The organism is Bradyrhizobium denitrificans, assembly GCF_013179005.1.
Taxonomy (GTDB): Bacteria; Pseudomonadota; Alphaproteobacteria; order Rhizobiales; family Xanthobacteraceae; genus Bradyrhizobium; species Bradyrhizobium denitrificans.
The window spans coordinates 1-24,965 of sequence record NZ_JABFDP010000004.1 but is presented as its reverse complement, the minus strand read 5'-3'; the positions used below and the strand labels follow the sequence as shown (position 1 = coordinate 24,965).

Sequence of the window (24,965 nt, the reverse complement as noted above, 5' to 3'; positions counted from 1 at the left end):
CTTTTCGACGAAATTCCTCCCGGCATTTAACAAGCGGCTAACTGAGTTTCCTAACCGCTCCGGTACCAGTGCCCTGTTATCAAGCATGCTTGCGATCATTGATTTCCTCCCGGGTCGATCCAGGCATGCAACGCGCAGCAGACACGTCAGGGGCGGTCGAGACCGAGCCAACGCGGCTGGGCACGTCGATCTGGCGCGGTCCGGTGCCGTGGCTCGCGGCCTGTGGCGCGCTCCTCATTGCAGCCATCGTGATCGGAACGCTTGTGATGGCCAATGGCTTCAAAGACCGCACGATCGGCAATAATGAGCGCGAGCTCGAAAATACCGTCTTGTTGCTCAGCCGGCATTTCGCGCAGCAGTTCGAGGATGCCGACACCGCGGTCTCTCACGCGATCCACCGCATGCAGCTCGGATCGATCGACTCGCCTGAGGCCTTCCGCTCGCGCATGGCGCGGCCCGAGATTCGCGAGATGCTGCAGTCGCAGATCAATGGCCTGTCCTATATGGGCGACCTGACGATCATCGGCGCCGATGGCAGCTTCATCAACTGGTCGGAAAACAGAGAGGTCCCGGCGATCAACGTCGCAGACCGCGAATATTTCAAGACCCTCGCTGACAGTCAGCAGTCCGACGCCGTCATCATTGCACCGGTCGTGAGCTATGTCACCGGCAAATGGGCCACCATCGTCGCCCACCGCTTGAGCGGTGCCAACGGTGAATTCCTCGGCCTGCTATCGCGCCGCGTCGATCCGAAAACCTACGAGAAATTCCTGGAATCGATGTCGCTCGGCAATGGCGCTTCGATCACGCTGTTCCACGCCGACGGCACGGTGCTCGCGCGCTACCCGCACAGCGAGGCCGTCATCGGGCGCCGGGTCGGAGGAAATGGCGGGCTGCTCAGCAGCGTCGCTGACGGCGCGGTCCACACCGCGCTGGTTACGAGCCCCTTCGACGACCTCGATAAGATTGCTGCCGGAGCCAGGGTCAGCCGCTTCCCGCTGACGATCACCGCGACGCGGACGATCGACGACGCGCTCGCGGACTGGCGTTCTCAGGTGGTCCTGCTGGTCGGCGCCGCGACGTTGGCGGCCGGCGTCATTGCCGTGATGTTCAGCCTGATGATCAGGCAGATCCTGCGGCAGAACCGGATCGCCCGGCAACAGCTCGAAGGCGAGAAGCAACGCGTCGAGACGGCGCTGGACAACATGACACAAGGGCTGATCTCGTTCGACGCCGACGCATGCGTCGTGATGTTCAATCGACGCTTCATCGATATGCTCGGCCTGTCCACCGATGTGATCAGGCCGGGCGTCCACCTCACTGAGGTCATCGCCCATTGCAAGGCGCAGGGATCCTTCAACGGGGATGTCGCCGACTTCTGCACCGCCATCCACGATCGGGCGGCCGCGGGCGGCACCTCGCAGATGGTCATCGAAGCGGGTGCGGGACGGTTCCTCAACGTCATCGACAAGCCGCTGGCCACCGGCGGCTGGGTCACGACCCTCGAGGACATCAGCGAGCATCGCAAGCTCGAGCAGGAGCGCGATCGCAATTACGCATTCCTGCGCGAGATCATCGATCACATTCCCTCGCCTATCATGGTCAAGGATGTCCAAGACCGCCGTTACGTACTGGTCAACAAGTCATCCGAGCGGTGCTTCGGCCGGCCGTGCGAGCAGATCGTCGGCAAGACGCTATTCGACCTGATGCCCCGGCCGATCGCGGAAAAGGCCGCCGCCGATGACGACCGGGCGCTGGAGCATGCGGACGGGCTGGTTCTCGAGGAGCATCCGTGGCAGACGCCCGGCCTCGGCTTGCGCTATATCACCTCGCGCCGGATCGTCGTCACCGACGACAGGCAGCGGCCGCGTTATCTGATCAACGTGATCGAGGACACCACTGAACGGCGGCTGGCTGATGAGAGGATTGCCCATCTCGCCCATTACGACGCGCTGACCGAGCTGCCGAATCGTGTCCTGTTCCGGGAGCGTATCGCCCACGAGATCGAGCGCGCGCGGCACGGCATGTTCTTCGCGCTGCTTTATCTCGACATCGATGAGTTCAAGGGCATCAACGACTCGCTTGGACATCACGTCGGCGACGAACTGCTGAGGACGATCGCCAGCCGGATCAGGAGCTGCCTTGCGCCGGAGGACACCGTGGCTCGGCTCGGCGGCGACGAGTTCGCGGTGCTCCTGACCATGGCGGCCGATCGCGACGAAGTCATTGCCAAGGTCACCGAGATTCTCGAGCGGATTCGCGAGCCCTATCGCTGCCTCGGCCATCAATTGTCGACCGACGCCAGCATCGGCATCGCGCTCGCGCCGGAACATGGCGTCGAGATCGATCAGCTGACAAAGCATGCGGACCTCGCGATGTACGCTGCCAAGGCGGACGGCCGCCATACTTTCCGCTTCTTCGAGCCGGCGATGGATGAGAGCGCGCGGGAGCGGCTGCAGCTGCAGCAGGATCTGCGCCGCGCCATCACCGAGGGCCAGTTCGAGCTGCATTATCAGCCCCTGCTCGGCTTCAGGGAGAACATCATGACCGGCTGCGAGGCGCTGCTGCGCTGGCGGCATCCCGAGCGCGGCATGGTGCCGCCGCTCGATTTCATCCCGCTCGCCGAGGACACCGGCCTCATCAACGAGATCGGCGACTGGGTGATGCGAACGGCCTGCGCCGAAGCGGCGCACTGGCCGAGCGACATCCGCGTCGCCGTCAATGTCTCGCCGATCCAGTTGAAATCCCCGACGCTGGCGCTGCATGTCGCGAGCGCATTGTCAGCCGCCGGCCTTGCACCAGAACGGCTCGAGATCGAGATCACAGAAGCGGTTCTGATCGGCGACGATGACGTGGCGCTCGACATCCTGCATCAGCTGCACGCCATGGGCGTGCGCATCGCGCTGGATGATTTCGGCACCGGCTATTCGTCGCTCAGCTACCTCAAGCGCTTTCCGTTCGACAAGATCAAGATCGACCGTTGCTTTGTAAGCGATATCGGCGCCGACAGTTCATCGGCGATCGTGCAGGCGGTGGTCAGCATTGCCGCGGCCAGCAACATGACGACCACGGCCGAAGGCGTCGAGACGGGTGCACAGCAGACGGCGCTGCGCCAGCTCGGCTGCACCGAGATGCAGGGCTATCTGTTCAGCGCGCCCAAGCCGGCCGCGGAACTGCGCAAGCTGTTCGCGCCGGGCCCGATTGTACCGGACGATCTGCAGGCCGCCGGCTGACGGCGCCGCAGGGCGTAACGGCACCGGCGATGACCGGCGCGACAAGCGCTTTGCGAGACCGCCATATCGTCCAGATCCTTTGCTTGGGCGACCGCGTCATGCAGCCGGCTTGAGGACAAAGCCGCCCCATGGGGGCGCCGTTCGTGTCCGAGGTCACAGGCCCCCGCTGCGCCAAACCGCCCCACAACACACCTGCACGATCCGCCGCGGCGTGCCTTTGGCTGGTGCTGGGAAGACCTATATAAGCGTCGTCGGAACCTAGCAGGTGGCCCATGCAACCCGTCTCATTGCTTCTCAACGTCCTCTGGATCGTGCTCGGCGGCGCCTATATGGCGTTCGGCTGGCTCGTGGCCGCGGTCGTCATGGCCATCACCATCATCGGCCTGCCCTGGGCCCGCGCCGCCTTCAACATCGCCGCCTATACGCTGCTGCCATTCGGCTCGCGCGCCGTCCGCCGCGACGAGCTCACCGGCATGGAGGATGTCGGCACCGGGCCGTTGGGGCTGCTCGGCAACATCATCTGGTTCGTCCTGGCCGGCTGGTGGCTGGCGCTCGGCCATCTGCTGACGGCGATCGCGCTGGCGGTGACCATCATCGGCCTGCCCTTCGCCTGGGCGCATCTGAAGCTGGCCGGATTGGCGCTTTGGCCGATCGGCAAGACCATCGTGCCGGCCTGACCCCGGAGGGAGCCGATCGCTCCACAGCCCATCCGCCCCCTCAAGGCCGGACACTGCACCGACGGTCGATCCGAGCCCGGCCAGGCGTCGCGTTCAAGGCCGTTGCCGACCCCGGGGCAATCGGCTAAACCGATTCCGTACGCACCCGTAGCTCAGCTGGATAGAGCGTTGCCCTCCGAAGGCGAAGGCCACACGTTCGAATCGTGTCGGGTGCGCCATTTGCGTACAAAACCACGAACATTTCCGTTCTCGGTCTGTTTACCGGCGATGGCGGCCTGGAGGATGTCCTTGCTGCCGACGATCCGGATGGCGTGGTCGTCGACCTCGACGGCGTCGATGATGGAACTGATATAACCTTTGCGGGTGTTCGTGTCGCCGGCATCCAGCTTCGCGTTCATCAGTCGCGCGAAGGCGTCGATCTTCTCCGCAGTGACGGCAGCCGCCGTGCCGCACTGGGCGCGGGCATGATCGAGGGCCGCCTTGGCTCGCTCCCGTTGAGCTTTCAAAGCAGCGGCGCGGTCCCGCAGGATGTCGTCGAGCTCGACGATGCCGTCTTCAATCGAGCGATAAAGCCGCTTCATGCGATCTTCGCAGTCGCTCAATTCCTTCTGCAGAGCCAGTAGCCGGTCGTCGGCGGATTGGCTCTTCGCAGCCTGGCGCTCGATCAGCGACTTCAGGAGGTCGGCGATGCGATCGGGCGCCAGCACACGCTGCTTGAGATTGGTCAAGACGACATCGTCCAGGATCGCCGCCGGGACGTGGCGGCCCTTGCAGACCGACTTACCCTTCTGCTGGCATCCTGCACACGAATAATACGAGTACGAGCGCCCCTGTCGGTTCGTTGTGCCGGTCCGGGTCATTCCGGATCCGCATGATGCGCAAACAGCGATGCCGGTCAGCAGGGAGGGACCGTTGACCACCCGCGGCGGCGTGGTCTTGGGGTTACTACGGGCCAGCTTTGCCTGCGCGCGGTCGAAATCGGCCTGCTCGATGAGGACCGGAACGGAAATGTGGATCACGGTCGACGGGTCGTGTTTCCTGCCGTCCCGCGAGCTGCGCACACCGTAGGGCCATTGGCCGGTCGAATAGCAGGCATTGGTCAGAATCTTATGGACGGGCCCAACGCCGAAGGTCGCACCGCGGCGAGTGCGGTAGCCGTGACTGTTCAGCCATTTCGTCGTCTCCTTGACGCCGAGCGGGCCGGTCTCGCCGTCGCCGTCAAGATAAAGCTTGAACATCAACCGAACCGTTTCAGCTTCGACGGCATCGATATCGAGCTTCTTCTTGATCTTCTGCCCGCGGCGTTCCGCCTCGATGATACGATAGCCGAGAGGCGGCGTCGCACCGTTCCAAAATCCTTGCTTGGCCGACTCGCGCATGGCGCGCGTGGTGTTCTTGGAGATTTCCCGGGATGTGTGTTCGTCGAAAGCCCCGATGATTTGACGAACGAGGATTTGACTGGGATCATCGCCGGTCGGCTGCGTGACCGAGACCACCTCGACACCGTGCTTGCGCAACTTGCGGATGGTGAGCTCCATCTCGGCGACGTTGCGGAAGAAGCGGTTGAAAGCATAGAAGATGATGGCATCGTAGGGATGATCCGGTGCACACGCGCGCTCGATCATGTCCTGCAACACCGGCCGGCGATCGTCGGTTGCGGTCTTGGCCTCGACGAATTCCTCCACCACGAGGTAGCCGTTCTGATCGCAGAAACTCGCTGTAATTTTCCGCTGGCTCGGAATCGAAGCTTCGTTGGCATACTGACGCCCGGTGCTGACCCTGTAATAGGTCGCAACGCGCTTGGCTGCGTCAGCTTGCTTGGAAATCGAATTTCGAAACACGTGCTTGTTCATCGGATAACCCTACTGACACTCTAGGCTGACCGCTTCTCAGGTTCGATTGGTGAATCTCGCGTGATGCCCTGTCAACGGCTATTTTTCCGGAAAGTCGCTCGCAACACCAGCCAGCAAATCCTGCAGCTCGCGGCCAAGCAAGATTTCAATCGCCCGCAATTCTCGCTCCAGAACCGGCGGTGAGGGCGGAAGATCAAGAACGACATGGAAGTCATCGCCTTGCGGCTGACGGCGTCCTCTCTTCTTGACCACACCATGAGGAGCACTCGACTGGACGGATAGGGCGGCAACCCTTGTCCGCAGCTTGATGCGCGACTGCACCGGCATGGGCTTAGAGCTCATGACTGAGCTCCCGTCGATGCCGCCGATCCTTCTCCGTCTGCCGCTCGAGCGGCCGCGAACCCTCGATCACGTCGAGCGTAGAAATCTTCGGTGAGGCGCGTGAGAGCCGTTCGGCCAACCAGTTTTGGCGCTGGATCGCCGAAAAAACCAAACCATCGCGCTGTTGATCGAAGGGCAGTTCGGAGGCGAGGCGCCGATCAATGCTCTTCGCATCGACCACGAGCGTCGTCCGCTCCCGCGCACGGCTAGTCGCCACGTAAATGTCATGACGGTTGTAGGTGTGATCCAGATACACGACGGTGTGGTCGACCGTGAGGCCCTGGCTGCCGTAGATGGTCGAGGCATAGGCCCAGCCAAGGCGGGGTCGTCCTTGCGCGTCGGCAAGCCGCATCGGATCGAAGGCAATCCGTCGGTCCTCGATCTGGGCCTCGATGAGAGCTCGATTCGCGCTGCTGAAGGGATCGGTGGTTTCGCTGACCTTGACGACAGTCGCGGTAGATCCGTTGACGACGTCCAGTTCGTCATCCCGGACAAGAAAGCGGATCTTATCCCCCGCGGCCAGTACGATCTCGGTCGAGTGGCCGGATGGTGTAGCCGCGGTGAAGCTAAGCTCGGGGCCCCTGATGATGCCGCTGTTCCTGAGGCGCTCGCGAGCGGCCCGCGAGATGCCGGCTACCGCGGCGTTGGACTTGGCGAGGATCAGGATCGAGGCACCGGGATCACGTGCGTGGACCTGCTCCGCCGAATCCAACACCGCGGTGATGGCTGCTTTTGCGCCATTCGCCTCGATCACGAGATCGCGGGTTGCGAACGCCTCGAGCGCGTGCGCTGCCCTTCCCATTCCAAAGGCGGCAATGGCCTCGCGCGCCCATGCCTCGCGCTGGCGAACGATCTGATCGACACGCGCGGCCTCAACGGCGCGGGAGGCGAGGTCAAGACCTCCCCCGGCACCAATCGCCTGGAGCTGGCGCCGATCCCCCACCAGGACGATTTTGGCACCGGCCTCGGTGACGGCGCCCAGCAGAGCGTGCATGTCCCGCGAGGAGAGCAAGCCGGCTTCATCGGCAATCAGGACGGTGCGATCGTCGAGAACTTTTTCACCGGCCTTGAGCCGCGAGATCCAGGAGGCTGTCGCCCGCGCTTCGATCCCGAGATCGTCTCGGAGCATGTTGGCGATTCGCCAGGCGGATGCGGTGGCGATCACGTGGCATCCGGCGTTGATGTATCCCTCTACGACCGGTGCGAGCAGCGCGGACTTGCCTACTCCAGGGGCACCTTCGACGATAGAGATCGCCGAACTGGTGGTTGCTGCGAGCGCGGCCTCGGTCTGCTCGATCGTGAGCCCGGAAGCCTGGCAGCGTTCCCTCAGCCACGGCGGATTGACAGCGAGCCAGGACTGGTTTGCGAGACATTGCGCGTGCTCGACGACCTGCCGCTCGATCGCCAGCATTTCCGGGGTCGAGTAGCAGGACAGACCGTGCGCATCATGTCCGATCTGCAGAAATGCCCCTTGGCTCAGCAGGCGATTGAATTCGGTTTCAGCGCGCTCGGCCGGCAAGCCGGTGCCGACCAGGGCGGCAGAGACGGAACGCAGGAGCTCCCGCCGTTCGATGACGCTCTCATGTTCGGTGAGAATCGCCGGCAGCGCCGCCAACCGCTCGGAGAGCAGCCGCTCGCCCGCGTCCTGATCAAGCGCCTTCGAGGGAGCCCTCAAGGTGTCGGCAAATGACTCTGTGTCGATGCCCAGCGATTGCGCGGCGTCACGCCAGACGTCCTCCCGCTGGAGGCTTACACTCTCACGCTTGCTGCTCCGCGTCGCTTTGGCGACGGCCGCCGCCAGCGCGACCGCCTCGCCGCTGGTGACGCCATGTTCGGCGAGTGCGTCCTCTATCTCCTGCCGTCGCGCGCTGAAATACTTGATCGTGACATCATCGACACCGGCAATCTCAAACACACCGTTCTTGCCGGTACGGTCGATCGCAAAGCCGATCTTCTCGAGCTCGTGCGCCAACGCGGCGTGATAGGTTGCGCCGGCTGCCATCTTGAAGTCGCGGATGACTTTCGAATGCAGTCCGCCGACCGTGTCATCGCTCTGACGTGTTGCGATGTTTATACACACGCAATGCGTGTGCAGGTTGGGATCGGCAAATACACGTCCGTCGCTGTGCTGGGCTTTTCGGCTCTCCCCATGCTGGAACGTCGCCGCCGTCAGCGCCACCTTCTCCAGGAACGTCCCGTTGAATCCGCGGCGCGCCCAGGTCGCCTCGCGTTCCAGCATCGCCAGCGTGGCGCGAACGGCATTTTGCTGTGCCGCTTCGATCAGGCGCTTGGTATCGTACGATCCAAGGCCCCAAACGAGGCTGACCGAACGCGGCGCACTGAGCGTAATGTCGAAGGCGGGCGTGCGTTCCCTATGCCGCCGCAGTTGGTCGAGCAGCGAAGCGCCATTTTCATCGAGTGCATGATACAGGCGATCGAAGGTGGCGCGGTCGACGAACGAGCTGTCCACGAGACCAAAATCCCCGGCAGGCGCGTACCAGATGCCGGACGGCTCGCCACTGCCGGCGTAATACTCCGTTTCACGCTGACGCGTGTAATAGGCGCTCGCCGCCGCCGGGTTCCAGGTCGCAACCACGAAAGAAAGGCCTCCAAATGGGAGGCCTTCCAATTAGAGCGCCTGGTACTAAGGGTCTCGGAAATGAATGAACTTTTGCGCAAGAGAGCCGATCTATGCTTGCTCCGCCCTTTGCCGGCCGTGCATCCAGGGCCCGGCAAGCCAGGGCGCCGGGACGTGGGCTTCGCGCCGATCGGCCCAGGTCGTGATCGGAACGTCGACGATGGCGAGTGTCGGAAAGCCCGTCACCAGCACACGAATCATTTTCCCGGCTGATGTCTCGAACACGCCAAGCGTATCCGACAGGATGTCGGGAGTGATCGTGTCCTCCCAAACGGTCTCCATCGGCCTCGCGATGCCTCTGGCGAGCTCCTCCACGGTGGTATCACGGCGCCTGCGGATCTGACGTCGTCCGACCCAGACCTCGCAGATACGCCTTGCGGTTTCGCCCGGCTCCAACCGAAGGACCAGTCGGATTCCGAAGCGCGATTCGACGACCGAGCCTTGCTCCTGGCCGAAGAGGGCGGTGATCTGGCCGAGGTCCTGCACGGTCGCGATAGTATTCACGTGCAGCTCGCGCCCGAGCGCGAGAAGCCGTGGCAGCCGCTCGATCGGCACCTCCGGGAATTCATCGAGCAGCATCGTCAACCCTTCGGTGCCGGGGCGGCGGCGAGTGGACGCAAGAGCCGCCGCGGCGACCCGCTCTGCCAGGAAGCTGCCGACCGTGGAGGAAAGCTCGGGATAGTCGCCCGACTTCTGCAGCAGCAATGTACGCGGAAGCCGCGAACCAGGCGCCAGCCAGTCACGCACGGTGAATCGCTGCGATGGATCGACCTCCGACCAAACGCGCGCGAGCGGCTCGATCACGCTCAGCACCGTCACCCAGAGCGTGATCAGGATGGACATGACGGTGCGATTTTCTTCGGGGTCGTCGCCGAAATTCAGCAGCGCGGCGCTCTTGCCGCCGCCCTCGAGCAGCAGCCGGCGAATGTCCGCGGCCGAGGAGAGAGCAGCATCGGCAAGGTCGCCCCAACCCCATGCCTCACCTGAGCGCGCGTGCAATGCCATGATGATGTCGGTGAGCACGCTGCGCGTGCCATGCGCCCACATGGGATCCTGCTCGGAGACGGGAACGCACTTGGTCGCGAATTCCCTGGCAATGAGCGGATTCGTAATCTCCCGGCCGATGTCGATGGCCCAACCGCGCGCATCCTGAGGGGCCACCAGGATCATCGAATCCACGGGCAAGCCAGCCAACATGTCTCCCTTCGCGTCCAACACGAACATCCGGCCGCTGAGACTATTGAGATATTGGTCGGCAAAGGCTCTCAACAGCCCGGTCTTGCCTGAGCCTTGCGTGCCCACCAGGAGCAAGTTGCGCGTGGTCGAAGCCGCGTTCAGTTGAACCTCTGGCAGGAGCCACAGATCATTCTTTTGCGGCTTGCCGACCCTTCGGATTGCATGTCGCAGCGCGCGGTTGGCATAAGCTCCTGTTTCGATGCGGCGGCCGCGCTTAACGGTGAGATCCTCGATCGGTGGCGTATCGGCATAGGCGAAGAAGAACGCAAACCCGCTTGCCGCCAGCACGCCAAGAGCGATGGTAGCCAGGCGATTGGTCCCAATCGGCGAGTCCAGCAACTGCACTGCAATGGCTCGGATCCAATCCAGCCGGCACACAACCGGCCAGCTCAGATGGCCGCACCGTTCGCCCCGAAGGTTCTGAAGGATTTCGTGGATGGCCACGTCGCTGGCAAGGCTCACGTTCCCGTGGAACAGCACCTCGACGGTCGGCGGCGCGACCACAAAGAGCGAGATAATGCCGGCAACGAGCGTGATCAGGGCAGCGCCGAGCGCCACGAGCAGGGCCGACCGAAACAGCCGGATGGAATTGTTCATGATGCATCTTCTCGCTGTCAGATGGTCAATGCGATCGCCGAGCCGAACACGATGCCGATGCCCGCCAGGGCGCCGAACAGCAGGGCGGAGATCTCGAACGGGAACGGCACGTTCTGCTTGTCGCGCCACCCTAGGTCGACCGAGCTCGGCTCGGTGAGTTCGACCACGGTCTCCGGCTCGTTCGCCGGGTCGAGCCCGAGCACGGGCACGCTCACCGTTGTAACGAAGGACAGCAAGCCATCCTTGCCGAGAGGGATCAGCTTGCGGGGGTCGAAACTTTCGGGATTTCCCCGGAATTCGACGGCATAGCTGCAGCCGAGCTCCTTGCGGCTGGCGGAAGCATCCGCCGTGGCCGCGGCGACCATGTCCTCGAATTCCTCATTAGCCATTCATGTCACCCTCGAATGCGATCAACTTGTCGAACTCGGAAAACATCTCCGAACACCAGGCCGCGACGTCGCCGCGGATCATCTTGGCCTCCGGCCGCGGCAGGCCCGTCACCTTCATGATCTCGTCGATCGGCATCGTCACAGCATCGACGAGGCGCGCACCGCGCGCCTCAAAGGGCCGCCAGCTGCCCGCCTCGATCATCGGCATGCGGAGGGTAATCGCGTTCTTGGCGAGCGGCAGGATCGAGGTGCGGTACGCCTCCGCGGCATCGCTCGCCGGATGCAGGTCGCCCACCGCACCGTCACGCTGGTTCTCGATCAGAACCAGGCGGGCCTCGGGAAGCACTTCGAGAAAGCTCGTGGCCGACTTCGCGCCGCGACGCATCGACTCGGCTTGAGCGGTAAACGGCGTGATCACGAAGATCTCGACGCCGAGCGCCGAGAGGTCCTCCTGCAGGTCCACCATTCCCGTCCACAAAGCGCCGCGCGAAGCTTCGTTGGCGCCGAACTCCACCACGCAGATTCCGCCGGACTTGGCCGTCGCCTCGAGGGTCTCATACAGGGGCGTCAGGGCGCGCAAAGCGGCACTGGGATCGCGCCGCGCCACCTTGGCGTCGGTCGCGATGGAGACCACATGCGGCCCCAGGACCGACAGCGACTTCCCCTGGGCGTCGACCTCGACGATACCGATGGGGATGCCGGCGATCCGCGCGCGCTCAGAGAGCGCGTGGGCGACCAGGCTTTTTCCATCGCCACCTTTGTCCTGTGTGATGATCGTGGCCGCGGGCAGCCTCAGCGGCAGGACCGCTCCCTCGGCGGGGTTGCGCATCTTTTTCGACATGGTCTCCTCTCGGTTGGGATCTTCAGCGATCCGCAACCAGAGGAGCCGATCCGCCCGGCACCCGTCTCGGAAATGAATGAGCTAATTGCGCGGGAGATCTAAAATCGACCTTGCAACGCCGCCGCCGGGAGGAGGCCTAATCCGCAACAGCGAGCTCCTGCCCCTGAGCGATCGCATCATTCAGACGATCTCTGCCTCCGGGCAGAGCCAAGATGTCGAGGGTGCACTCGGCCAGATAGCGGTGAACCTCGCGGTACATCGCGCCCTCGGCATGCCCCTGTTCACCCAGGATCAACTCGTTCAGATCCTTGATCTCCTCTGAATCAAGGACGACGGCCTGATGTCCACGGCCGATCTGGCCCAGCTTGCGCGCCAGCCGGAACTCCGGGGTGGCCAGCACGTGGTTGATGGTGATGAGGTTGGGATCGACGTCGGCGGCCACCGCGATGAATGCCAGCTCGAGTGCCGAAAACTCATTCCTGGTGAACAGCTCGTGCTGTTGGCGCGTCATCGGCTCCTGGTGAAAGGGATTGTTGCCTTTCGGGGGCCGCTTCAAGGCTTCAACGTCCTTCGCGCGCTTGGCGAGCTGGTGTTTTTCCTCCGCGACGTCCTTTGTATGAACGCAGGCCTTCGCCAGCGTGTGAACCCAGTTCGCCGCGGCCTCGATCGCATCTTCGAATTCCGCTCGCGACCGGGACGTGCCAGCAAGAGCGCGAATCTGCGCGATGACGGCTGCCTCGGCCTCGGCCGGCTCACTCAGCCCCGGAAGCCGGCCCACTGCAAGCTTTTCGCCTTCCGCCCGGAGTGTCTCAAACAGCGCAAGACGGCGATCTTCCTCACTGAGGCTATCGTCTGCAGCCTTTCTCTTGGTGGGGATTCCGGGGACCCAGGCAAGCTCCGCCAACGTATTCAAGCCGGCGCCTCTGATCACCGGCACGTCAACGTGATCGAATTGCGCCTGCATGCAGGAGAGCAGGGCGCCAATTTCCGGATCGCGCCTGAAGACCTCGAGCTCCAATGCCTCCCGAATGGCGAGTTCGACGTGGCGCTTGAGCCGTCCGCCTCGTTGCCGTGCGAGCCGCAGATCGACCAGCGACAACATCCGAAGCATCGGACCATTCCGGAATTGTTGCATTTCCGCGTGCGACAGAGCGAACGGCGTCTTCTGCAGCTCCGCCTCAGTGACGATAAGCGACTCCGGCTCCTGCTTCAGACGGCCAATCCGCGCCCAGACCTCCGGCCCAACGTGTAGCCACCAACCTTCGGCGCGGTTTGGGTGCACGAAAAAGAAGGGCAACACCCATTGCACCGGCATAGCGTCGAGCGGACGATCGGAGGCCTCAATCTCGGCGCGGCACGCGGCGGCCAACTTCTTGATCTTTTCGAGGGTCCTGGGAAGATTATGCACTGGCTGCGGCTCCTGAAACTACTTACTTGGGTATCGCTTGTTCGCGGTTATTCCGCCTGCACGCGGCTACTTTCGACGGGAGCCCGACTGGATCTCCTTGAGGCTGGGAGGGGCGACGTCGATGCCGAAATCCGTGAAGAAGTTGGCGGCGAGCTCGGCTTCGGCCAGTCGATCCCCCACGAACTGCTCGCTACATCCAAGCTCGTGAAGAACCATCCGGCACTTGGCGAGCGCGATCATGTTTTGCGCGATTTCGTGATGCGCGGGAAAGGCGATCTTGCGCAGAATGAGGTTCGCCCCGGCGAGTGCGACGACTTCCTCGCCATAGGAGGCGATCGTCTCATCGGGCTGAGGGGTGCGCGGAAGGCGACCAAGGGTCCGCACGGTGGAATGAACGGCCTCGTGGATAAGGGTATCGGCGAGAGCACTTTCACTGTCGTGCTTGAACAGATTGAGCCAGATCAGCGGCGCGGCTCCGGCAAAAACCAGCGTCAGCCCGAATCTGTCGTGCCGGCGCGCCAGGTCTTCGGGGAGAACGGCGTCGGCGCCGATGATCACGCCGATGTCGGCGAGCTGTGCCAGCACGCCTTGGAATCCCGCGTTGTCGATCCGGGCGAGCCTGCTCAGCGCTTGCGTCACGTTCATGTGAGTGCGGATGTGCCGATACCGCGTCGCAAGGTCGCGCTCGCGGGCCTCGGACCGATCGAGCTGCGCGTGAACGGACGTCGTTTCACGTCTGTCGGCGGTATCAGTGCGATTCACCACGTTGCATACTCCTACTTTGTTCCATTCTCTTACGCACCCCAGCGGGACGTCTCGGCCCGGCGGAGAGCCGCGAGACCGTGCGCCAAATGCGCATGGCCAACCCTGTGGACCTCCACCGTGAACTGCTCCAGCGCTTGCTTGGATGCCGTCGGCGACGCCACAGTCACGCCGTCGATGGTGTCGATGGTGATGAAGAACAGGTGGTCGTCGATCATCACGACGTTCTGGAACGGCTCACCCGGCAGGACCGGCCAGCCCTTCACCGCCTCCTCGATGTTGGCCACGAGAGACTCGATTGCGATTTCGATCCATTCGGCGCGCGCTTCCGGGTAGTCGGAGCTGCTCTTGGGGACGCCGATCTTGGCCATGACCGGGCTGTGGCCGTCCTCCAGGATGTCGTACAGCTCATCGATCGCGAGCTTGGGGTTGAGCTCTCTCGCACGATTGACGTGCGAGATGGGAATCGCGAGCACCTGCGGGGTGCCGGAGACGGGCTCGTTCCCGTTCCGCTCGATGGCGTACCACCAGCGATCATACGGCTTCATGACCGGGTTGTCGAAGTCGTGGTCCTCATCCTCGAGGGCGCGGCCGACCGGCTGCTGCCCGGCGAGGCTCTGGAGCGCTTGCCGGACCTTGACGCACTCCGCGAGAATTCCGCGGTCCACGATGGCGGCGCAGCGCAAGTTGACCAGCGCCGAGCGAAGGGAGCCGCCGACGGCCAATTCCTTGCGAAACAGCGTCATGTTCATGGCCTCGGGCGCGGCAATGCGGATATGCTCGGGGGTCACCATGAGCCAATCCGGCATCGCTGCGTGGATCAGCTTGAAGAGGCCCGATCCGTATGCCAGCTCGATGCAGGCCGGCAGCGAAGGTCCGCCCTTCTGCTGGATCGGCCAGAGATCGAAGACCGTAGCCTGCAGGATGGTGTGGTCTAAGATCAGATCATTCATTGCGCTGCCCTATTTAGAAAGCGTGTCGGCGATGTCTTCGACATTCCCTGAGGTGATCTAGTGAGCCTTCCTCCTCGGCCCCGTCGGCAGGAGGTGCAGATGGAGGCGTTCCTCAAGAAAGGCGCACGTGGCGTTGATCATCGAGCGATCGCGTTTCTCGAACACGGCCAGGCCATCGACCTCGAACCGGACACTGTCGCGATTGGCGATGACTTCGATCGTGTAGCGCGTGCGCGCAATGGACAGCGCTTCCATCGCGATCGGACCCTTTGCGTTCCGTCCGGCGCGGGTCATGTTGCTCACCAAACGTTCCACCAGCTGGGAGAAGATCGGATCGAGCACCTTCTCGAAGTCGGGATGGTCGAGGGAATAACCGCAGCCGATCGTGCTGGCGTCTTCGGCGGAGACGTTGGCAGTTGGCACATACATGATGTCCGGATGAGCGGTCATACCGCACGCCGCATCTCGGTCGGCTTGGTGGGCATAGGCCTCGACGGTGTAGTAATTGAGCGCGAGCGCCAGCCGCGCGCCGGGCGTGTCCAGCGTGAACTTGGTGGGCAAGCTCGCGAGGTGCTCGAAATCGGGGCTATTTCGGTCGAATAGGGGCTGGGCGAGGTACACTTTGCTCATGGCTTGGATCCTTTAATGCTATAGTGGCTAAAGCTTCAGCAGCGCACGGGCCTGGTCGGCCGCGCTGCCGCGGAGCCGCCTTACCCTGCGACCGATCTTCACGAGATCGCGGTCGGCCAGAACGGCTGCGATGTCGCGGCGAACCGGCTTCGACATGATGGCCCTGGCGACCTGCATGATGAGGGCGCGGGCGTCGTCATCTTTAGGAGCGACGACATTGATCTGCTTCAGGCCATCGGCAAGCTGCCGCTGCCGCTGATCAGCCTTCCGCTCGGCGTCGGTCCGAGCCCCGGGCCTCTCCTGCTTCGTGCCGGTGCTCGGCTCGTTCGGCTCGATGAACGCGCGCACCTCCCGCCAGCCTTCCCGCTTCAAGCGGGCCTTAGAGATGCAGGACTCTGGCTCGCCGGGCTGTTCGCTGTGCTCGGGATTGGGATTGGAATTCATGTCCATGTGACTAGCCTTCGTGTCTAGACCGCGCCCAACGCCTCGTTGACGTCGGCGGCCGTGCAGCGCACCTCGAAGGTGCGCAGCGCCGTCGCGATGATGCGGTCGCGCTGGGCACTGGAGATGCTGATGCGGTAGTGCTCACTCCGCTTCGGGGACACGCCGACGCGCTTCGCGTCGGTCAAGAACCAGTGCTTGGCGCCGCGGGTCAGGGTGATCTGCGTCCGGGCCATCTTGTAGCGATAGGCCAGAGCGGAGGCGCCGGCGCCATGCCAAACCACCTCGGCGCCGACGCGTGCCCATGCGGGAAGGCCGCTCGCCTTCAGCGTTTCCTCGGCCCTGACGGCGAGGTTCTGCACGTGCCTCGGAGCTGCCGTATGCCTCCACGCATTCCCGTTCGCGCTGTCGAGCGCAGCCTTGAGCCGCTCCTGGTTGTCGTCAGTCACCTTGATACGCATTAATCACTCCTTACGTTGTACATTCCTCGTTCGAGCGGACACTCAGAAGAACAGAGTGTCCTCCGGAGACGTCGCCGCCGTGAACCGTCACGGTGACCGTCTGTTGGGCGAGAGCATCAAGCATCGACGTCGCTCCCCCTTTGGTGGATTGAGGTCGCATCCCCCAAGAACTCGTTTCCGCGGAGCGACGGCTCGAGCACCACGCCAGCAACGGCGCCGAGGCCGGCTTCCGCCATGACGGCCTCCTGGTGCAGGAAGCGGAGTTCGACCGTGTCGTCGTCAACATCCTCGTCGACGAGACTCAGCTGCCCATCCCAAATCGCGTTCCGCCACTCGGGGAAATGCGCAAAGCCATGCAGACGCGCCATCAAATCGAGGCACCTGATGTAGTTCACGTCGTAGCCGTGCTTGGCCAACGCGTTCTTCAGGCGCCTGGCGTCCCTTTTGATCCTCTTCTCAGACGTGAAAAACCGCATGATGCTCACTCACAGTCGTGCGGCGATCGAATGAAGGACGGGTCGAACGCCAATGCCCAGGCCCAACCCTACGTCGACCCGGCCGAGAAACTAAGGAAGTGACTTCGTGAGTTTTGAGGGTCTGGCCCTCTGCCGAGAAGCGGATGGCTCCGCGCCGTAGATCAGCGGCGCGCACCTACAGAGGGGCAAACGGTATGCGCCAATCGCCGAGGCGCGACCGATGGGCGCCTCCAACCCTGACCGGCGCGGCCTAGCTCATGCTCAAGATTCATTTTTAATGATCGGCGCAACGATCGCTTGAAGCGAACCCGCTATCGGATCCCATCCGGTATTAGATGGATACCCGTATGAGCAGGCTCGCTGACGACGCTCTCGCAACCCAACTACGTGCAACTCTCCCGGAAGCCATCCTCGGAACTCCTTGGGACGTCCGCATTGTCGACCGCATCGAGCATTCGGGCGCTGATTTCTATTCCGGCGTGGTGCGGGTTCATGAAACTTGGCTTCAATCGATCCATAAGATGCGACTGTCCCACGTAACTAGGCATTATCCATTGGCAATTGGATCTTTCGAGGAGGTTGAGCCTCAACTCGTCCCACACAGCGGCTATACCGAATGTCGATGCCGACCGGTTACAGTCGCGCGCGCCATTACTATCCAGCGCTCCTTTTCTGGTGGTTACTTTACCGGTGCGTTGACAGTAGGCGAAGCGTTCGTCGCCAGAAGCAAAGAAGGGGACGACGTGTTTGCCGACCGAAATCGCGAAACTGCAATCAGGGGTGTCATGACTGCTCTTCATTCCAGGGCTTGGAGGCGGCTGGCAGATGTCCGAGCGTTGGCCGACTTGCGAGATCTGGCTTTGGGCATCGTCACCAAAATGGGCTCGCAGCGTCGTTACGACGCCGACACCTGCATCTCGCTGCTGCCTTACGACGATCTGCTGCCCAAAGCGGCCGCCGGCAAACTTAGATACTATGAGAAGCTGGGTATCTACCCGCAAGAGGGCGTCCCGCTCCCTGTTCTCAAGCAAGAATGCGCCGACGCGATCGTTGTCATGCAGCGAGACGGAATTCTGAGCCTCTTGCTGCGTTTGTCCTTTGATATCTCCAAGCTGCAGAACTCTTTCAGTGAAAATCGCGCGACCAATGACAACTCGCGTCGCGATGAGCTAACTGACGAGGAGGCTGCGCTTCTGGCCTCGGCGACTCTGCCGGGTCAGCAAGCATTCACCATTCGGTCGGGTGGCATTCGACCACTAACTTTTCGTTGAACAGTATTCGTTACCGATCAACCTCATTCAGGATGTATTGCGGTATAAGCGCTGCTTTGGGAGAGCACTATGGGATTGTCGGTCCCCATCTACGGTTACCACTCCGCGAAAGGCACAAAGAACAAACAGAAGGAAGGCGACGGGGCGTACAACGACGATAACAAGAAGAATATCGAGGCGTTCTTTGATCTTCTCCGGCAGCCCCTGGTCAAAGACATCGGCGTCAAATGTGGCGCCATTTATCCTCGAAAGGAAAACGAAAATCCTCGCGCGATAGATTGGCTGGCGAGGATCGCCTACGAGACAGAAACCGAGGGACGGCCCGAACTGGAAGCTATCCTGAATGAGCTCGAGGATGATCGCGGCACGATCGTCGTTCCGAATCGCCGCCACCTTACGGCCGACGGCCTTTACGCCAAAGAGCTAATCAAGCGTCTGAACTATGGATCGATCGCGCCCATAGCGCTCGATTACGAGCCATTGGCAGAAGTCCGGCAACCGCTCGAGAAACACTTTAGGGGGGAGTTGCGCCTGACCGACATCGAGCAACGCATAAAGCACTTCTTTAAAGTGTTGACGAGCGATCCGGTGCGCGCGCGCGTCAAGATCGCAAATTCTACCCCGCGAAAGCCCTTTGAGGTCCCGCCGCCAGCGGAAGCGATCTAACCAGCATAGGACCGGCCATTCCAAACTCGCGAGGTGACTTGCTTAGTTTTTTCTCGGCTTCGGGCTAGGGCTTCCACGAACCGGGCCAATCGGTTCGGCAAGAAAGGAAGCCCATGTCCAACAAGAATTCGAGCAGTGTCACCGAGAACCGCCATCCGAATCCGTCGGAGTCCCAGCAGTCCCCTGCCGCCGACGGGCGGCCCGATCTGGTCATCGACCAGGCCGATTTGCCCGCCGCGGCCAGCGAACTGGCTGAACGTTTGGCGAATTCGCCGAGTCTCTTCCAGCGGGGTTCTGCCGTGGTGAAACTGGTGAAGACCAGCGACGGTTTTTCGACCCTTATCCTCAACGCCCATGACGTCGTCAACTACAGCCACCAGGTGTGCCGCCCGGTGTTGCAGAAGATCCTGCGCGGCGAGATGGTGCGCGAGCCCGTGACCCTTCCGGAACGCGTCGCCAAGCTCTATCTGAACCGGCACGATGCTTGGGGCGTCCGCCCCATCGACGGCATTTGCCGGGCACCGATTCTCTCGGATGACGGTTCGATCCGCGCGACGCACGGTTACGACAAGGAGACGCGCTTTTGGTGCACGGGGGTGGAGCTGCCCCGCATTCCTGATCGCCCGACGCGAAAGCAGGCTGAGAAGGCGCTCGACAGACTCCGCAAGCCTTTCGCGACGTTTCCCTTTGCCGACGCGCCCAAGTCCGCTGGTTTAGGCGGTAGGCTTACGGTCGACCTGTCGCAGCCGCCCAGGATCGACGAAGCGAGCTACCTGGTCGCCGTCCTGACCGCCGTCTGCCGTCCCAGTCTCCCACTCGCTCCCGGCTTCATCATTCGCTCGCCGCAATACTCTGGCGCGGGGACTGGGAAGGGCAAGCTCATTCGCGCCGCGGCGCGCATCGCATTCGACTTCGCGCCCAAGGCGTTCACGAGTACGGGCGATCGCGCGGAACTCGATAAGCGTCTGACTGCGGCACTGGTCGCCGCGGACCCCGTCGTCTTTCTCGACAATGTCAACGCCGAGATTGTGCGTTCCAACCTGCTGGCGCAAATCGCAACCGAAAACCCGTGCGCGATCCGACCGTTTCGGGAGAACACGAAGATGGTGTCGATCACCACGAACGCCTTTCTCGCCATCACCGGAAATGCCATCGCCGTGTCCGAGGATCTGGCGCGGCGCTTCCTTATCGTTGGGCTTGATGCCGGTTGCGAAGATCCCGAGCGGCGCGAATTCAGCGAGGAGTTTGATGTCCTGATCCAGCGCAAGCGGCTCGACCTTCTCGCCGCGGCACTCACGATCTGGCGGTGGGGCCGCCAGAATCGCCTCAAGCAGGGTCAGGCGCTTGGTAGCTTTGAACAGTGGGCGCGTTGGTGTCGCGATCCGTTGCTGGCGCTTGGTTGCGCCGACCCCGTCCAGCGCATCTCCGATATCAAGCGTGACGATCCTCGCCGCGTTCAGGTCGTCGAGTTCTTTGCCACCTGGCATGAGCTGTATGGCGACCGCGCAATCAAGGTCAAAGAGCTCGACATGCGCCTTTCGCTGCTGGCTCATCCGCACGGTCGCGGAAGCCGGCAGAGCCTTGCGAGTTTTGTGGCCAATCTCGAGGGAACGCGCGCGGGCGGTTTCGTCATGTCGCGCAACAAGCCGCTCGGAAAGTGGGGCACGTCCACATACGTCCTTCAGAAGACTGATTAGCGGCGGCGGGCATCGCTCGGTATGGCGCAGCTCGCCGAGGCCCGGTGCCGACGCCGATCCCATAGGGGTCATAGGGGTCATAGGATCTGTGGCGGAGCGATCACCGCCAGGCGAACCGAACGCGAACCCATAGGGATCATAGGGGGCATAGGCCGCTCCCGAGCGGTACCCGAGACGCGATAGTGGCGCCTAGAAATCAGAACGCAGCGGGGGACGACCGGCAGCCGTGATAGCCGTTGAGCCGTGCCATCAACAGATTCATCGCGCGGATTTGGCTTCTGTCGAAGAAGCCTCGCTTCCGGCACAGAGCTAGAGAGAGGCCGAAGGTCCGTGACGGGTTGAGAGCCGAGAGGAGAGTCTCGCGGCGCCCGTCATGGAGATCTCCCATGACCCAACTGCAAGTTCTGGACGCCGCGCGCGATGAGCGTACCGGCTATAAGGTGGATGTGAGCCGCGGCGAGCGGATCGGCCGTGTATCCTCGGAATGGTTTTCCCGGCCTGCGGACGAGCGCTACCTGTCGCTCTCGGAGCTGAACGCCGCCGCGCGCGGCCGTGCCGAGCGCAGCCTAACCCGTACAGTCGAGAGCGCGGCGATCCGGGTGGAAGCAAGTCGCGATAACGCGGAGCGGTTGACGCTGATGCTGCCTGGCGACGGTGTGCCCGTTGCGCCTACGCATTGGAGTTTCGGCCAGCTCGCCGCGATGGTCGCCGCGCCATCGTCCTACTTGCGGCAACTGCCGGCACCACTCGCAGCAATAAATTTGCAATATGGCCTGTCCTCGAATCGTGCAGAACTGATCAAGACCCTTGAAGTCGAAAGCGGGCGCGTTGAATTGCGGGCGGTCACAAGCCCTGATTACGGACGCATTTTTGACCATGAACTGGTCGCCGCCGTGCAGCGGATTGCCGGCAACGGCACTGGCGACACGCGCTGGAAAGTGCCCGGCGTGCTCGATTGGTCGACCGGAATCTACAATCCGAGAGTCGACGTCACGAAAGCCACGACCACCTTGTATGCCTCCGATCGCGACGTATTCTTATTCCTCGTCGACGATCTCAATCCGATCGAGGCCGGCAAGCTCTCGGACGGTTCGCCCGACCTGTACTTCCGCGGCTTCTGTGCGCCGTGACGGCGCGGGAGGTGAATCATGACTTAGAACTCATCTCCCAAACTTTGCTGATCTTTGACCGGCGGCTGCGATGCCGCCCCCCTGCTGGGAGAACAGCAGGCGGAAGGGGGCCGAAAAGCCTGACCGGGCGCTCGCCGGTTGGGTGTCATAAGCAGATCGGCCTGAACTGAACCGGATGCGGACCATCACCCGCAGGCCGGACTACCACAGTGTCTATGACGAGGTAACGAAGTGGGCGTTGGAAGCCTCTGTATTTACGGAAGCCTGCCTCCACATGCCGTGATGGCGGCGGAGGCTAAGCGATCTGAAGCGGTGGGGCTAGAATCTCCGCACTGCTGGATGCGCGTAGCGCATCCGAGATGGGACATTTTCTCTTCGGCCCGTCTCCCGCATCGCCAGGGGTATAGCTCACCGTCTAACGACACGAAGGTTGAAGATCGGAACACGGGAACTCGGATCATCCGCTCAGCCAGGAACTGGGCTAGCCGCAGCGGCCGGAGAAGGACGATACCGAGGGCGGAGCTTCCGTAGTAGTCGGCGCGCGGGAAAACCGCGCACGTGGCGAAGGGAAGCAGGAGGACGATAGAATAGCGAGACGGAGGAATGATCTGTGGACACGGATCGCCAAGCCGATGAGGCTTGGATACTCAGCGTTCAACGCAAACTCTATCAGTGGAGTCAGGCACATCCCAACGATGCTTGGCGGGATATGTGGGGTTGGCTAATTGACCCTCGCATGCTTCGCCATGCTTGGCGGCACGTCGCTTCGAACAGAGGCGCACGTTCCGCTGGAATCGATGGGGTGACCGCGGATAGCATCCGGAAGAAGGGCAGCGAGCAACGCTTCCTCGACAGGCTACAAGCCGAGTTGCGCGCAGGCGCATATCGGCCAAGCCCGTCACGGCGTAAGCTCATCCCTAAAGCCGGTAAACCGGGGCAATTCCGACCCCTGGGCATTCCGACGGTCAAGGACCGCGTTGTACAATGCGCGGTCAAAATTCTCTTGGAGCCAATCTTCGAGGCGCAGTTCTGGCATGTCTCCTACGGGTTCAGGCCCGGCAGGAGCACGCACGCTGCCTTGGAGTATATCCGTCGCGCCATCCTGCCACATAAGATCGGTGAGGATGGGCGGCGGAAGGGAATGCCGTATAACTGGGTCATTGAAGGGGACATCAAGGGCTGCTTCGACAACATCAACCATCATCACCTGATGAACCGGATACGCGCTCGCGTCGCGGATCGTCGGGTAATACGGTTGGTGGGGCAGTTCCTCAAAGCCGGAGTCCTTGCGGAAGATCAATTTCTCCGCACGGACGACGGTACCCCTCAAGGTGGGATCGTGTCACCGCTGCTCGCCAATATCGCACTCAGTGCGATTGAGGAGCGCTATGAGCGGTGGACGTATCAACGCGCCAAGGCCCAGCCCGATAATCCCGAACTCGGGGTGATCGCGGCACGCAGAGCGCGGGTCTGGGATCGTGGTGCTGGGCACTGCGTATTCTTGCCGATCCGATATGCGGACGATTTCGTGGTTCTGGTCTCCGGCACGCAGGAGGACGCCCTCGCGGAGAAATCCGCGCTGGCCGATCACCTGCGGGAGACCACCGGCCTCGAATTGTCTCCCGAAAAGACGAAGGTCACAGCCATGACGGGCGGATTCGAGTTCCTCGGATTCCATGTCACGATGCGATGGGATAAGCGCTACGGCTACGGCCCGCGCGTGGAAATTCCTAAAGCTAAGGCCGCCAACCTTCGGCGAAACGTCAAGCAACTGACCAAACGCAATACTGTGCTGGTCAATCTTGGCGCAAAGCTCCGAGAACTCAATCCTATCCTGCGCGGATGGGCGAATTATTATCGCTACTGCGCCTATGCGGGCCGAGTGTTCACCAGCCTCGACTGGTACGTCGGTGACCGCATGTGGCGTTGGTTGCGGATGAAACGCCCGAAGGCGGGAATGCGCGACATAAGGGATGCATTCTTACCCAGTCGCGTGCGCCCGACACGGCGGGTCTGGCAGGAGGGACCGGTCGAGCAATATATGCTCGCGTGGACTCCCGTCTGCAGATACCGTCTCGCATGGATGGGAAAACCTGATTTCGCCACGTCTTCTGGAGAGCCGGATGCGCAACGAAAGGCGCACGTCCGGTTCGGAAAGAGGCGACGAGAAACCAGCCGCTGAAAGGCGGCCTGGCGCTCGTCGCCTACTTTACATTGCTGGAATTCGGAGGTCGGCGCCAAGACCCTGGGGATTGCGAGTTTTTATCTTCGCGCCGTTTGCCAGAATCGCAATCTGTGGGGCGTGGAAGATTTCCAGGAGATCACCATCCGCCATTCCAAATTCGCGGCCTCCCGGTTTGCCCACGAGGCGGCACCGGCACTCACGCGCTTTGCCAATTCGTCGCCGCAGTCGTTCGTCAACGGCGTCCGGGCGGCGCGGGAGCGCATCGTCGCGCGCACCGACGACGAGCGCACTGAGTTCCTGCGCAAGCGAGGGTTCGGCAAATCGGAGACCGCAAAGATCATCGAGACGGTGCTCGCCGAGGAGGGTCGCAAACCCGAAAGCATCTTCGATTTCGTGCAAGGCATCACCGCCGTTGCGCGGGACAAGCCGCACCAGGACGCCCGGCTCGATCTGGAGGCGCGGGCGAAAAAGTTGCTGGACCGCACCAGCTGATGCGATCTGCCGCCCCGGGGTCTGCGAGCAGCGAGTTTCAGCCCGGTGTTTAAGTTTCAGCGCCGCCCTTCAGAGGAAGAGGGCGGCGCTTCGCTTCGTGACGGGCCAGAAGGTCGAGAGAGGTTCTCAACCGCCCGTCGCGGAGAACGTCAATGGCAAAATCCGTTCGCAAGATCACCCTCAGTCAGTCGCGTGATATCCCCTTCAACCAGTTGGTGCTGAGCCAGTCCAATGTCCGCCGCATCAAGGCGGGCCTCTCGATCGAGGAGCTCGCGCAAGACATCGCGCGGCGCACGCTGCTCCAGAGCCTCACCGTCCGCCCGGTTCTCGACGAGGACGGTTCGGAAACCGGCATGTTCGAAGTCCCCGCCGGCGGACGCCGCTATCGCGCGCTCGAGCTTCTGGTCAAGCAAAAGCGGCTTGCGCGCACCGCGCCGGTCCCCTGTGTCATCCGGACCGATGGGCTCGCCGAGGAGGATTCGCTTGCCGAGAATGTCCAGAGAGCTCCGCTTTTAGGTTCTGTATCGCAACTGTCCTCTTAGAGTCGT

Annotated in this window: 19 protein-coding genes, 1 tRNA gene and 4 pseudogenes; 11 read left to right on the top strand and 13 right to left on the bottom strand. The window is 62.4% G+C overall.

Going from position 1 to position 24,965, the window contains the following annotated elements:
• Positions 1 to 125: 125 nt before the first annotated feature.
• From HL671_RS04925 to HL671_RS38220, 4 genes are all read left to right on the top strand, one after another.
• On the top strand, positions 126 to 3,233 hold the full coding sequence (locus HL671_RS04925) for a bifunctional diguanylate cyclase/phosphodiesterase (protein ID WP_172235781.1): 3,108 nt from the start codon (positions 126 to 128) through the stop codon (positions 3,231 to 3,233).
• Between the two features lie 272 nt (positions 3,234 to 3,505).
• Positions 3,506 to 3,910, top strand: coding sequence for a YccF domain-containing protein (locus HL671_RS04920; protein ID WP_041751128.1), 405 nt, complete (start codon positions 3,506 to 3,508; stop codon positions 3,908 to 3,910).
• Between the two features lie 141 nt (positions 3,911 to 4,051).
• Positions 4,052 to 4,128 (top strand) — tRNA-Arg (locus HL671_RS04915).
• Positions 4,114 to 4,533 carry a hypothetical protein gene (locus HL671_RS38220; RefSeq protein ID WP_246705815.1) on the top strand — a complete coding sequence of 140 codons (420 nt, stop codon included), beginning with the start codon at positions 4,114 to 4,116 and terminating at the stop codon, positions 4,531 to 4,533. The genes HL671_RS04915 and HL671_RS38220 overlap by 15 nt, the downstream gene beginning before the upstream one ends.
• A 105-nt stretch (positions 4,534 to 4,638) precedes the next feature.
• Here HL671_RS38220 and HL671_RS38215 read toward each other — a convergent pair.
• The 13 genes and pseudogenes from HL671_RS38215 to HL671_RS04850 form a co-directional block, all read right to left on the bottom strand.
• Positions 4,639 to 5,763, bottom strand: a pseudogene (locus HL671_RS38215) (recombinase family protein); the annotation flags it as partial.
• Positions 5,764 to 5,841: 78 nt separating this feature from the next.
• Positions 5,842 to 6,105, bottom strand: a complete 264-nt coding sequence (locus tag HL671_RS04905) for a hypothetical protein (protein WP_172235780.1) — start codon at positions 6,103 to 6,105, stop codon at positions 5,842 to 5,844.
• The gene (gene mobF, locus HL671_RS04900) at positions 6,095 to 8,740 is read right to left on the bottom strand and encodes a MobF family relaxase (RefSeq protein WP_172235779.1); all 2,646 of its coding nucleotides are present in this window, start codon (positions 8,738 to 8,740) and stop codon (positions 6,095 to 6,097) included. The genes HL671_RS04905 and mobF overlap by 11 nt, the downstream gene beginning before the upstream one ends.
• Positions 8,741 to 8,833: 93 nt before the next feature.
• Positions 8,834 to 10,615, bottom strand: coding sequence for a type IV secretion system DNA-binding domain-containing protein (locus HL671_RS04895; protein WP_172235778.1), 1,782 nt, complete (start codon positions 10,613 to 10,615; stop codon positions 8,834 to 8,836).
• Between the two features lie 17 nt (positions 10,616 to 10,632).
• Positions 10,633 to 11,004: a hypothetical protein gene (locus HL671_RS04890; RefSeq protein ID WP_172235777.1), complete on the bottom strand. Its 372-nt coding sequence runs from the start codon at positions 11,002 to 11,004 to the stop codon at positions 10,633 to 10,635.
• The gene (locus HL671_RS04885; protein WP_172235776.1) at positions 10,997 to 11,845 is read right to left on the bottom strand and encodes a hypothetical protein; all 849 of its coding nucleotides are present in this window, start codon (positions 11,843 to 11,845) and stop codon (positions 10,997 to 10,999) included. Before HL671_RS04885 ends, HL671_RS04890 begins: the two co-directional genes overlap by 8 nt.
• Positions 11,846 to 11,981: 136 nt before the next feature.
• Positions 11,982 to 13,253: a hypothetical protein gene (locus tag HL671_RS04880; RefSeq protein WP_172235775.1), complete on the bottom strand. Its 1,272-nt coding sequence runs from the start codon at positions 13,251 to 13,253 to the stop codon at positions 11,982 to 11,984.
• Between the two features lie 66 nt (positions 13,254 to 13,319).
• Positions 13,320 to 14,018 (bottom strand): hypothetical protein, encoded by a 699-nt coding sequence (locus HL671_RS04875; RefSeq protein WP_172235774.1) that lies wholly within the window; start codon positions 14,016 to 14,018, stop codon positions 13,320 to 13,322.
• Positions 14,019 to 14,047: 29 nt separating this feature from the next.
• Positions 14,048 to 14,968 (bottom strand): hypothetical protein, encoded by a 921-nt coding sequence (locus HL671_RS04870; protein WP_172235773.1) that lies wholly within the window; start codon positions 14,966 to 14,968, stop codon positions 14,048 to 14,050.
• Between the two features lie 57 nt (positions 14,969 to 15,025).
• On the bottom strand, positions 15,026 to 15,598 hold the full coding sequence (locus HL671_RS04865; RefSeq protein WP_172235772.1) for a hypothetical protein: 573 nt from the start codon (positions 15,596 to 15,598) through the stop codon (positions 15,026 to 15,028).
• Positions 15,599 to 15,625: 27 nt separating this feature from the next.
• Positions 15,626 to 15,970: a hypothetical protein gene (locus HL671_RS04860; RefSeq protein WP_210263776.1), complete on the bottom strand. Its 345-nt coding sequence runs from the start codon at positions 15,968 to 15,970 to the stop codon at positions 15,626 to 15,628.
• Between the two features lie 95 nt (positions 15,971 to 16,065).
• Complete coding sequence (locus HL671_RS04855) at positions 16,066 to 16,500, bottom strand: hypothetical protein (RefSeq protein WP_172235770.1); 435 nt, start codon at positions 16,498 to 16,500, stop codon at positions 16,066 to 16,068.
• Between the two features lie 116 nt (positions 16,501 to 16,616).
• Positions 16,617 to 16,976 (bottom strand): hypothetical protein, encoded by a 360-nt coding sequence (locus HL671_RS04850; RefSeq protein ID WP_172235769.1) that lies wholly within the window; start codon positions 16,974 to 16,976, stop codon positions 16,617 to 16,619.
• Positions 16,977 to 17,323: 347 nt separating this feature from the next.
• On the opposite strand from HL671_RS04850, the gene HL671_RS04845 reads away from it, so the two are divergent.
• The 7 genes and pseudogenes from HL671_RS04845 to HL671_RS04815 all read left to right on the top strand — a co-directional run.
• Complete coding sequence (locus HL671_RS04845; protein WP_172235768.1) at positions 17,324 to 18,247, top strand: hypothetical protein; 924 nt, start codon at positions 17,324 to 17,326, stop codon at positions 18,245 to 18,247.
• Positions 18,248 to 18,316: 69 nt separating this feature from the next.
• A complete protein-coding gene (locus HL671_RS04840; RefSeq protein ID WP_172235767.1) occupies positions 18,317 to 18,913 on the top strand; it encodes a hypothetical protein in 597 nt (198 codons plus the stop codon).
• 113 nt (positions 18,914 to 19,026) lie between these two features.
• Entirely contained in the window at positions 19,027 to 20,610 is a 1,584-nt protein-coding gene (locus HL671_RS04835; RefSeq protein ID WP_172235766.1) for a hypothetical protein, read from the top strand.
• Between the two features lie 386 nt (positions 20,611 to 20,996).
• Positions 20,997 to 21,728: pseudogene (locus HL671_RS04830) on the top strand (DUF932 domain-containing protein); the annotation flags it as partial.
• Positions 21,729 to 22,350: 622 nt separating this feature from the next.
• Positions 22,351 to 23,922, top strand: a complete 1,572-nt coding sequence (ltrA, locus tag HL671_RS04825; protein ID WP_172235765.1) for a group II intron reverse transcriptase/maturase — start codon at positions 22,351 to 22,353, stop codon at positions 23,920 to 23,922.
• Positions 23,923 to 23,952: 30 nt separating this feature from the next.
• A pseudogene (locus HL671_RS04820) lies at positions 23,953 to 24,417 on the top strand (DUF932 domain-containing protein); the annotation flags it as partial.
• Positions 24,418 to 24,569: 152 nt separating this feature from the next.
• A pseudogene (locus HL671_RS04815) lies at positions 24,570 to 24,929 on the top strand (ParB/Srx family N-terminal domain-containing protein); the annotation flags it as partial.
• Between the last annotated feature and the right edge of the window lie 36 nt (positions 24,930 to 24,965).

Coding starts and splice junctions, on each gene's coding strand:
- HL671_RS04865 (WP_172235772.1), bottom strand. CDS start 15,598: ATGAGCAAAGTGTACCTCGCCCAGCCCCTATTCGACCGAAATAGCCCC.
- HL671_RS04895 (WP_172235778.1), bottom strand. CDS start 10,615: ATGAACAATTCCATCCGGCTGTTTCGGTCGGCCCTGCTCGTGGCGCTC.
- HL671_RS04870 (WP_172235773.1), bottom strand. CDS start 14,968: ATGAATGATCTGATCTTAGACCACACCATCCTGCAGGCTACGGTCTTC.
- HL671_RS04885 (WP_172235776.1), bottom strand. CDS start 11,845: ATGTCGAAAAAGATGCGCAACCCCGCCGAGGGAGCGGTCCTGCCGCTG.
- HL671_RS04850 (WP_172235769.1), bottom strand. CDS start 16,976: ATGCGGTTTTTCACGTCTGAGAAGAGGATCAAAAGGGACGCCAGGCGC.
- HL671_RS04920 (WP_041751128.1), top strand. CDS start 3,506: ATGCAACCCGTCTCATTGCTTCTCAACGTCCTCTGGATCGTGCTCGGC.
- HL671_RS04855 (WP_172235770.1), bottom strand. CDS start 16,500: ATGCGTATCAAGGTGACTGACGACAACCAGGAGCGGCTCAAGGCTGCG.
- HL671_RS04890 (WP_172235777.1), bottom strand. CDS start 11,004: ATGGCTAATGAGGAATTCGAGGACATGGTCGCCGCGGCCACGGCGGAT.
- HL671_RS04845 (WP_172235768.1), top strand. CDS start 17,324: ATGAGCAGGCTCGCTGACGACGCTCTCGCAACCCAACTACGTGCAACT.
- HL671_RS04840 (WP_172235767.1), top strand. CDS start 18,317: ATGGGATTGTCGGTCCCCATCTACGGTTACCACTCCGCGAAAGGCACA.
- HL671_RS04835 (WP_172235766.1), top strand. CDS start 19,027: ATGTCCAACAAGAATTCGAGCAGTGTCACCGAGAACCGCCATCCGAAT.
- HL671_RS04925 (WP_172235781.1), top strand. CDS start 126: ATGCAACGCGCAGCAGACACGTCAGGGGCGGTCGAGACCGAGCCAACG.
- HL671_RS04905 (WP_172235780.1), bottom strand. CDS start 6,105: ATGAGCTCTAAGCCCATGCCGGTGCAGTCGCGCATCAAGCTGCGGACA.